Origin of the sequence: Ideonella sp. B508-1, assembly GCF_000333615.1 — a bacterium.
Lineage (GTDB): Bacteria > Pseudomonadota > Gammaproteobacteria > Burkholderiales > Burkholderiaceae_C > Ideonella.
This window is the reverse complement of the sequence record NZ_BADL01000599.1, coordinates 1-9,458: the sequence shown is the minus strand read 5'-3', so window position 1 is coordinate 9,458 and position 9,458 is coordinate 1. Positions and strand designations below refer to the sequence as shown.

Annotated in this window: 9 protein-coding genes; 3 read left to right on the top strand and 6 right to left on the bottom strand. The window is 72.5% G+C overall.

Annotated features, from left to right (window positions below; translation table 11 throughout):
• A partial coding sequence (locus tag I73_RS23870) for an AraC family transcriptional regulator (RefSeq protein ID WP_148289905.1) occupies positions 1-1,217 on the top strand: 1,217 nt, incomplete at its 5' end.
• Here I73_RS23870 and I73_RS23865 read toward each other — a convergent pair.
• Entirely contained in the window at positions 1,136-1,723 is a 588-nt protein-coding gene (locus I73_RS23865) for a lipocalin family protein (protein ID WP_083877042.1), read from the bottom strand. The genes I73_RS23870 and I73_RS23865 overlap by 82 nt on opposite strands.
• Before the next feature lie 214 nt (positions 1,724-1,937).
• Here I73_RS23865 and I73_RS23860 point away from each other — a divergent pair, with 214 nt between their 5' ends.
• Entirely contained in the window at positions 1,938-2,417 is a 480-nt protein-coding gene (locus tag I73_RS23860; protein WP_022982924.1) for a hypothetical protein, read from the top strand.
• Between the two features lie 6 nt (positions 2,418-2,423).
• On the opposite strand, the gene I73_RS23855 is transcribed toward I73_RS23860, so the two are convergent.
• Together I73_RS23855 and I73_RS23850 are read right to left on the bottom strand one after the other, a co-directional pair.
• On the bottom strand, positions 2,424-2,675 hold the full coding sequence (locus I73_RS23855) for a hypothetical protein (protein WP_022982923.1): 252 nt from the start codon (positions 2,673-2,675) through the stop codon (positions 2,424-2,426).
• Positions 2,676-2,797: 122 nt separating this feature from the next.
• Positions 2,798-3,718, bottom strand: a complete 921-nt coding sequence (locus I73_RS23850; protein ID WP_026097145.1) for a class I SAM-dependent methyltransferase — start codon at positions 3,716-3,718, stop codon at positions 2,798-2,800.
• Positions 3,719-3,835: 117 nt separating this feature from the next.
• Here I73_RS23850 and I73_RS23845 point away from each other — a divergent pair, with 117 nt between their 5' ends.
• Entirely contained in the window at positions 3,836-4,030 is a 195-nt protein-coding gene (locus I73_RS23845) for a hypothetical protein (protein WP_022982921.1), read from the top strand.
• Between the two features lie 100 nt (positions 4,031-4,130).
• Here the strand turns inward: I73_RS23845 and I73_RS30295 are convergent, their stop codons facing one another.
• The 3 genes from I73_RS30295 to I73_RS23830 all read right to left on the bottom strand — a co-directional run.
• Positions 4,131-6,803: a hypothetical protein gene (locus I73_RS30295; protein ID WP_159105926.1), complete on the bottom strand. Its 2,673-nt coding sequence runs from the start codon at positions 6,801-6,803 to the stop codon at positions 4,131-4,133.
• Positions 6,804-6,815: 12 nt separating this feature from the next.
• The gene (locus I73_RS23835) at positions 6,816-7,418 is read right to left on the bottom strand and encodes a hypothetical protein (RefSeq protein ID WP_022982919.1); all 603 of its coding nucleotides are present in this window, start codon (positions 7,416-7,418) and stop codon (positions 6,816-6,818) included.
• Positions 7,419-7,505: 87 nt separating this feature from the next.
• Positions 7,506-9,458: tetratricopeptide repeat protein (locus I73_RS23830; protein ID WP_022982918.1), on the bottom strand; the 1,953-nt coding region annotated here is incomplete at its 5' end.

Genomic DNA, 9,458 nt, shown 5'->3' with positions numbered 1-9,458 from the left:
CCCTTGGCCCGCCAGCCCCAGAAAGCCCCCTTTTCCCCCGCCGCCGGGCCGAGCCCTGGACCCGCGCAGGCGCCCTGCGCGGCCTGCGCGCCCTGGCGGCGCAGATGGGGCAGGACGCCGAGGCCCTGCTGGCCCGCCAGAAGCTGCCGCTGGCCGCGCTGGACGACCCGGAGGTGCGCCTGCCCTACCGCGGCCTGTGCCGGCTGCTGGAGGCCGGCGCGCGCGACTGGGCCTGCCCGGATTTCGGGCTGCGGCTGGCGGCGGTGCAGCACCTGAGCCTGCTGGGCGCGGTGGGCCTGGCGGCGCGGCTGCCGGCCCGGGTGGGCGAGGCCCTGACGGCCCTGGGCGATCGGCTGGGCGCCCATTCGGACGCCTTCACGATGGCGCTGGAGGTGGCCGGCCCACGGGCCGTGCTGAGCTACCGCCCGGCCTGCCCCGAGGAACCCAAGACCCAGCTGCTGGCCTTTGCGATGGCGGTGACCCGCAATGCGGTGGCCTTCGTCAGCGGGCAGCCGGATTTCGCGCCACGGGCGGTGCGGCTGGCCTGCCCGGCCCCGGCCGATGCCGCCGTGCGCCGGGCCCTGGCGCGCGGCCTGGGCGCACCGCTGCGCTGGGGCGCGGCCCAGACCGCGCTGCAGCTGGACGCCGCGCTGCTGGACGCCCCCACCGCCATCCAGGACACGCAGTACGCGCCGCTGATCCGCGACACCCTGGCCCGGCTGGCCGCGCCCCGGGGGCCGGACACGCCCGATGCGCCGGACACGGTGGCACTGGTGCGCCAGCACATCGCCCGCCGGCTGCCGCCGGGCCCGTGCACCCAGGCCGAGGTGGCCCGCGCCCTGGGCCTGCACCCGCGCGCGCTGCAGCGGCGGCTGGCGGCCCAGGGCACGCATTTCTCGGCCCTGCTGGATGCGCACCGCCACGCCCTGGCGCTGACGCTGCTGCGGCAAGGCACGCTGCCGCTGGCCGAGCTGGCCCGGCGGCTGGGCTATGCCGACCAGAGCGTGTTCAACCAGGCCTTCCGGCGCTGGACGGGGCAAAGCCCGGGCCGGCTGCGGCGCCAGGCCGGGCAGGGTGCGCTGGCGCTCAGCGCAGCAGCGGGCACCGCGGCACGCTGTTCGGCATCAGAGCCGGGTCAGGGCGCATCCTGCGGGCTGGTCTCCAGCCGCTGCACGTCGATGCCGCGCGCGGCCAGACGACCCAGCAAGGCCTGGTAGCGCACCGGGTCCACCTGCGGCGTGCGCGAGAGGATCCACAGGTAGTTGCCGCTGGGCTCGCCCACCGCCGAGAGGGTGTAGTCGGGATCCAGGTCCAGCACCCAGTAGTCGCCCCAGACGAAGGGCAGGAAGGACAGCCAGGCCGGCGCGAAGCGCACCTCCAGCCGGGCGCCGTCGGCTCGGGCATCGGCGCGGCGGGCCTCGCCCACCGCCTCGTTCACGCTGCCGTCGGCCCGGGTACAGCGGTTGCGCACCTCCACCGTGCCCTGGGGCTGCAAGGTGTAGGTGGCCCGGGTGTCGCGCGCGCAGTCGCGCTGGAAGCGGTTGGGGTACTTGGCCACCTCGTACCAGGTGCCCATGTAGCGGGGCAGGTCCAGCGCGGGGATGGGGGTGATGTCTCGGTCATCGGTTGTCGGCGGGCCGGCCCAGGTCCGGCCGGCCCCCAGGCAGGCCCCGACCAGCAGCAGGGGCAGGGCGGAGCGCAGAACAGGGGAAAGCGCAGGCATGCGTGTCATGCCGGCAGCCTAGCGCAGCGCAAAGTCCATGGCGGGGAACCGGCCTCCAGGCTGTCGCCAAGCCGTCGCGGCGTGAGGCGGCGTGAAGCCCATGTGAAAGGCGCTGACACGAGGGGCCTCATCGTGTCATCGCCGGGGTGCGGTTCGCCGTCTGATGGGGGTTCGGCCTGGCATGGCCGACTCCCCTGACCGAAGGACCCGTGAAATGGACATCACCATGACCCAGAGCGACACCTCCTGGCGCTTCAGCCCCATCAGCGCCGACGCCAGCCTGGCGCCGGCCCCCACTCCGCCCGGGCAGGATGACGACCCGGACGGGGCGCAGGAGGCATCGGCTCCTGCCTGCCCCCTGTCCACGGCCCTCGCCCAGGCGCTGCAGGGCACGCCGCAGGATGGGCAGGCCGCCTTCGTGAACGGTCTGCTCGGCGCGCTGAGCGGTGACGGCTCGGGCGGCGATGGTGGGCGGAGTTTGTCGGGCAGCCTGTCCCTGCTGATCACCCAGGTGAGCCAATCCAACACACCGCCCGATCTTCAGCAGGCCTTTGACGACTGGATGGCCAACACCCAGGGTCAGGGACAGACCCCCAGGCTGGCCGATGTGCTGGCGTCCCTGCAATCCCAGGTGGGTTATGGCGACGACAGCGGGCTGAGTGCGCTGAACAACCTGATCAGCACCCAGGCCTGAGCCCGCTCAGGCCCGGCCCGAGCGCCGGCTGCGCGGGTTGAGCTTGTCCAGCTCGTTCAGCTGCTGCTTGAGCAGCAGCACCAGGGTGCGGGCGTGTTCCACCGGGATGCTCAGGCAGCTGGACGGCACGCCGGGTTCGCTGTCGTCGCGGGCGGCCTGGCGGGCCGAGACCAGGGCGTCCAGGCTGACCTCGATGAGGCCGTGGTGGTCATGACGGATGGACTTCAGGCGCTGGACTTCGATGGTGTAGGGCTTCACGCGGGGCTCCGGGGGTCCGGGACAGGACAAGGGTTCAGAACCCCGGATTGTCCGCGCCGCGGGGTCTCCAGCAAGGGAACGCTCATCGGCCCATGCCAACCAAGGCAGGCCGCCATGGACGCTCAGCCCGGCCGCCGCGCCACCAGCACCTTGAGCGAGCGCGTCTCATCCGCATCGGCAAAGGCCGCCGGGTTGGGCAGGCGTTCGGTCACCTGCAGGGTGGGCGCGTGCTCGGCCACCCAGGCGCGCAGCTCGGCCTCGGTGCGCTTGGGCGAGTTCAGGCACAGCAGGGCCTGGCCGCCGGGCGTCAGCAGCTCGGGCAGGCGGCGCAGCAGGCGGGGGTAGTCCTTCTCGGCCACGAAGCTGCCCTTCTGGTAGCTGGGCGGGTCGGCGATGACCAGGTCGTAGGGCCCGCCGCGGCCCACCTTGCCCCAGCTGCTGAACAGGTCGTGCGGCAGGAAGCTGGCCCCGGCCGACAGGCCGTTGAGGGCATGGTTGGCCTTGCCGATGCCCAGGGCGCCGGCGGCCATGTCCACATTCACCACCCGGCCGGCGCCGCCCTGCAGGGCGGCCACCGAGAAGGCGCAGGTGTAGGCAAAGAGATTGAGCACGGTCAAGCCGGGCCGGGCGGCGGCCTGGGCCCGCACCCAGCGCCGGCCCTCGGCCATGTCCAGGAACAGGCCGTGGTTGAAGCCGCGCAGCAGGTGCACCTTGTAGCGGGCGCCGTCCTCTTCCACGGTGTGGGGCTCGGGCACGCTGCCGCTGAGCAGCCGGGTCTGGGCCCGCACCTCGTCGCGCTGCTGGAAGACGAGGTTCAGGGTCTGGCCGGGCGCCACCTCGGCCCAGCGCCGCACGAAGGCGGCCTGGACGGTCGCCAGCGTGGCCTCGTCCACCGGGGCGAAGCAGGTCAGCAGCCAGACCGGCGGGTAGGCGTCCAGGGCCCAGTTTTCACAGCCGGGATGGCGGCCGCCGCGGCCATGGAAGAGGCGCTGGGCGGAATCCACCGGCTGGAGGTGGGCGATGGCATCGAGCAGGGCAGACAGGTTCAAGACAGCTTTGAGACAACTTCTTGCAAATTGTCCTCGAGAACGTCAACCGGAGCTTTCCGAGCCTCGTTGAGCAGACATCTTCAACCCACGGACTCAACGTCCCTGATCATCATGACCAAGCTGTTCGCTGCCCTGATCGCCACCGTGTTCGCCGCCGGCGCCTTTGCCGCGGATGCCCCGGCCACCGACGCCGCTGCTGCGCCGGCCGCCGCCGCTTCCGCCGCTCATCACAAGGCCAAGAAGAAGCACGCCGCCAAGAAGAAGGCTGAGAAGGCCGAAGCCGCTGCTCCCGCCGCCAGCAAGTGATCGGCTGAACAGCCGTCTGCGGCAGGTCCTCGGGCCTGCCACGCAAGAGCCCCCGGTCCCCCGGGGGCTTTTTCTTTGAGAGAACGCCCTCTGGCCCGGCTCAGGGCAGCGTGGCCAGCAGGATGCGCCCGCCGCTGAGCAGCACCAGCTGCTTGTTGGCCAGCACCGCCATGCCGTACGTCGCCCCCAGGTGGGGGCTGGCGCCCAGCACGATGGCGTCGTTCGGCCCCCCCGCGATCAGCAGCGTGGCGCTGCCGCCCCCGGCCGCCAGCTGGTAGAGGCCGCTGTCGCTGCCCAGGTAGACCGTGCCCGCCGCATCCACGGCCACCGCGGTGAAGCCGCCGGGCAGACCGCCGGGCGTGCTCACGCTGCCGTCGCTGCCCAGGCGGCGCAGCTGGCCGTTGTCCGCCACCCACAGCGTGCCATCGGTGCCGAAGGCCAGGGCGGTGGGGCGCCTGAAACGCGCGCTCGCGCGCGGCCCGTCCACCCGGCTGCACGCGCCCAGCGCCCCGGCCCAGGTGCTCACCTGTCCGCTGCTGCTCACCCGCCGGATGGCGCAGTTGTCGCGGTCGGCCACATAGAGCGCACCGTCCGGCCCCCGTGCCAGCCCGTGGGGGCTGGCAAAGCGGGCCGCGGCCCCCTGCCCGTCCACCGCGCCGAAGGACGTGGGCCCACCCTGGGTGCTCACCGCCCCGGCCAGCAGGCTGACCGTGCCATCGGCGGTGATGTGGCGGATGGCATCGTCGTCCGCCACCCAGACGCCGCCCGAGCCATCCGAGGTCACGCCCGGGCCGATGTGGGCGAACTGCGCGGCGCTGCCCTGGCCGTCCACGGCCCCGGCGTAGCTGCCGGTCAGACCGGCCAGCAGGCTGACCGCGCCCCCCGTGCTGATGCGCCGCACCGTCTGGGTGACCTGGTCGGCCACCACCACCTGGCCGTTGCTGTCCACCGCGATGCTTTGGTCGTCGTTGCTCGCCAGGCCGAAGGGCAGCTGGGCGAGCACGCCGGACGCCGTGGGCGAGTTGGGATTGACGTTGGCCATGGTCAGCGTGCTCACCACGCCGGTGGCGCTGACCAGCCGCAGGGCCAGTTCATCGGCCAGCAGCCAGCCCCCCGAGGGGCCGCTGGTGACGCCGCGGCCATTGGCGCGCAGGCGGGCCGCCCCGGGGCCGCCATCGGCCAGGCCTTCGCCCAGGCTGCGCGAACCGGTGACGGTGGTCACCGCCCCGGTGGCCAGGTCGACCCGGCGCAACAGGCCCGCACCGTCGTGCAGCACCACCGTGTTGGCGCTCAGCACCATGCCCGCGGGGCTGGGCAGGCCGGCGGCGGTGCCGATGCCGTCGGGTGCGCTGGCATCCACGCTGCCGCTGCCCGCCAGGGTCTGCACCGCACCGGCGCCGCCCCCGCTGCGCACGATGCGCCGCAGGAGGTTGTTGCCGGTGTCGGCCACGATGAGGTCGCCATTGGCGGCCATCACCAGACCGCTGGGGTAGTAGAACTGCGCGGCCAGTGCCGGCCCGTTGGCGTTGCCGTAGCTGCCGCTGCCGGCATAGGTGCTGACCACACCGGCCAGGCTCACCCGGCGGATCAGGGCTGCTGGCGCATCGGCCACGTACAGGTCGCCATCGCTGCCCAGCACGATGCCGCTGGGGCTGTAGAAGCGGGCGGCGCTGCCGCTGCCATCGACGCTGCCGGACTGCCCGGCCAGGCCGGCCAGGGTGGTGACCGTGCCATCGGGGGCGATGCGGCGCACCGTGCCGTTGCCGCCATCGGCCACGTAGACATTGCCGGCGCTGTCGTGGGTCAGGCCCTGGATGCCGTTGAAGCTGGCCGCGGCCCCCACGCCATCGGCAGACCCGGTGCTGGTGCCGCCGGCCAGGGCGGAGATGGTGGACAGATCGGCCGAGAGCCGCCGCACCCGGCTGCGGTCGGCGAACACGGTGCTGCCATCGGGCAGGCGGTCGACGGCGCTGAGCGACCCGACCTGGGCCTGGTCCCGCAGGCCGGTGAGCGGATAGGCCAACAGGTTCAGCGTGGCCGGCGGCGGTGGCGGTGTGGTCACGGTCAGCGTGGCCACCGCGCTGGTGGCGGCACTCTGGCCATCGCAGTCCAGCCGGGCCTGGAACTGGGCTCCGTTGTCGGCAGCCGCGGTGGACAGGCTGTAGCCGTTGGCCGTGGCGCCGGCCAGGTCGCTGAAGCTGCCCGCGCTGCCGCGCTGCCACTGGATGTGCAGCGTGCCCCGGCTGCAGCTGGCCGCCACGCTGAAGCTGGCCGTGGCACCGGCCGTCACCGACAGGCTGGTGGGCTGCTGGGTGATGGTGAGCACCGGCGGATCGGCGGGCGGCGGGTCCACCGGCGGCACCGTCACGGTGAGGGTCGCGCCCTCGCTGGTGGCCGTGCCGGCCACATTGCTCACCACCGCCCGGAAGACCGCGCCGTCATCGGTGGCCACCGTGCTGTCCAGGGTGTAGCTGGTGCCGGTGGCCCCGGCGATGTCGACCCCGTCGCGCTGCCACTGGTAGTGCAGCGGGTCGGTGCCGGTGGCGGCCACCGAGAAGGCGGCCGGCTGACCTGCCTCCACCGTCAGGCCCAGCGGCGGCTGCACGATGGTGGGCGCCACCGCCTCGACCGGTGGCGTGCTGGGCGTGATTTCGGTGGGCGGCGGGGCGTCGGCGCTGCCGCCGCAGGCGCCCAGCAGGGCCAGCGCCAGCCCGGGCAGCCAGGACAGGACACGCTGCAGGGGGCGGGAGAAGGACAGGGGGGAAACAGTCACGGGCATCTCCCTTCAGAAGCGGGTTTCGACGGCCAGGCCCAGCAGGCGCAGCGGCCCCTGGGTGCGATAGGCCTCGAAGCGGGTCACATCCCATTCCAGGGACAGCCGCCAGTCCGGCGCGGGCGACCAGCCCAAGGCCAGCCCCAGCAGAGGCTGGGTGCTGGTGTGGGAGACGCTGCCGGCAAAGGGCGCGGCGTAGCGAAAGCGCGTCTGCACGCTGGCCAGGCCCGCGCGCCCCTCCAGATCCCAGTCGGGTGCGAAGGCCCAGCGGTAGCTCCCGCTCAGGGCCAGCCCACGCACGGCGAAATCGCCCCCGAAGGGCGTGCCCGCCGGGCTGGTGTCGCCGCCGTGAAAGCGGCGGGCGCCGAACGCGGCCAGCCGCACCGCCCAGGCCTCGTCGATCAGCGCATCGACATGCAGCTGGCCCTGACCGCCCTCGGCGTCACAGGCATAGCCCGCCACGCAATCGGTGCGGCCATGGGCGCTGCCGCCCCCCAGGCCCAACCGCCAATCGACCGTGTCGGCCGCCCTGGCCGTGCTGGCCCCCAAGGCCAGCGCCCAGGCCGGCAGGAAAAGCACAAGGCAACGCCAGGGCGTCGCGCGGGTTCGCAGCATGTCCAACTCCTGTTCCACGGAGGAAGCGCGGGCCCGCGGCGCGGGCCCCCTGCTCCGTTGAACGGCGGGTTGGGCGTCAACCGGACATCACCGGGATGGGAAGAGTCCTCTCACGGAGGGATGCCGGGCCCGGATGGCCCGGGACTCGTCTTCCTTTCGCTGGGCCCCTGCCGCGTCGTGCACGCGTTCGAGCGCTTGTGCTTCGACAGACAGCAATCGCGCCAGCGGCAGGCTGACGGACGCGTCGTACATCTGGCGGTACACGACCTCGGCCTGAGCCAATGCGTTGACCGCCGATGCGTGGTCGCCCTGCGCCAGCAAGGCCTGGCCCAGGACGAACCATGCCGTGCCTTCGGAGTATCGAAGGTAGGCCCGGTTGGGGTCCTTCTGGAGGCTGGCCAGTGCGGCCTCTGCATCGTTCCTGGCGGCCGCCGCATCACCCGCCGCCATCTCGAACATCGCCTTTTGAGATTGCCATCGCGCCGGTGCACTGGGATCGGGGCTCGATGGTCTCGGGCTTCGGTTGAAGTCGTCCAGCGCCCGCTGGGCCTGCCCGCTGGCCACCCAGTAGGCGCGCCGCGCATTGGTGGCAAAGCCGAGCTGGTGGGTTCGGTTGTCCCCCAGCAGTGCCCAGCATCGGTTCATGGCCTGTTCAGCCTCCGCCAGCCGGCCCAGTTCGATCAAGGCCTCGGCGCGGAAGGCTTGAAGCGGTCCTTCATGTTCGACCGCGGGCTGGCCTGTGGCACGCTGCCGGCGCGCGATCATGGCGAGCCCCTCCTCGATGGTGGACAGCGCCTCCTCCGGGTGACCCCAAACATTGAGTGCCCGCCCATGGTTTCCCACGAAGGTGGCCGGAAAGAGTCCCAGGGGCGTGTCCGCCGGAAGCTGCCGCGCCCACTGGGCTGCCACGCGACTCGCCTCGACAGCCTCGGCATACTGGCCGCCGATGAAGCGCGAAATGGCCAGGCGATTCTGGACGATGGCCAGATCTTGGGGCTGACCCGCGCCCTTGCTCGCCAGCGCCAGCGCCCTTTGGTAGGAGGCTTCGGCGTCTGCGCGCTGCCCCGCTCGGCTTTGAAGATCGGCCAAGCTGGAATAGACGTCGATCACATGCTGCCACCCCAGGCTGTGGTCTGCCTCGATCATCGCGGCCACTTCCTTCAGCGGCACCTGGGCCTGCGCAAAGCGCTCCAGCCGGAAAAGAGCATCCGACTGAATCCTCAGCGCTCGGACGGTCTGTGCCGCCAGCCGCTGCGCCTTGGCGGATGCGACGGCCTGTTCGGCGTAAGGCAAGGCCTGCAACGGGGACTGGCGCTGGTAGGCATCTGCCAGGGTGATGTCGAGCAGAAGACGCGTGCTGGCCTCATCGGGCTGTGAAGGCGCGATGGCATCCAGGTCCGCGCGGGCCTGGGTCAGCAATGACAAGGCGTCCTTCTGCTTGTCGGACGTGACGTCCCGCTGTGCGCGGGCGATCAGGGCCTGGGCCACGGCCAGGCTGGGCTCACCATGCAGTGCCCTGGCGAGCGCCAGCCGCTTGTCGGCCAGGGTGCGGGCCTGTGCTTCCAGCCCCATGCCGCTGTAGAGCTCGGCCAGCGTGGCATACAGCTCCAGCCTGGCTTCGGGCGCATCGCGCAAATCAACTTCCAGACGGGCTGTGCCCTGGTCCAGCAGCTCCCGGGCCGTCATTTCGCGCGCGCGTTGGGGGTCGGCCTGGTCGCCTGAGTTGGCCAGGAACACCTGTTCCATGAAGTGCCTGACGGCAGCCGCCGTCGCGCTCTGCGTCCGGGCCTCCATGGCCGCGCGCCGGGCCTGCTGGGCCTGCCACAAGGAGAGGCCGGTCCCGGCGATCAGGGACACGACCACCGCAGCCCCCGCGGCCACCGGCAGCCGATGCCGGCCGACGAACTTGGCGGTGCGGTAGGCTAGGCGGTCCGGCCGGGCCTGCACCGGCTCGCCCGCCAGCCAACGCCGCAGGTCTTGCGCAAAGGCGTCCATCGTCGGGTAGCGCTCGGCCGGGGACTTCTTCAGCCCGCGGTTGAG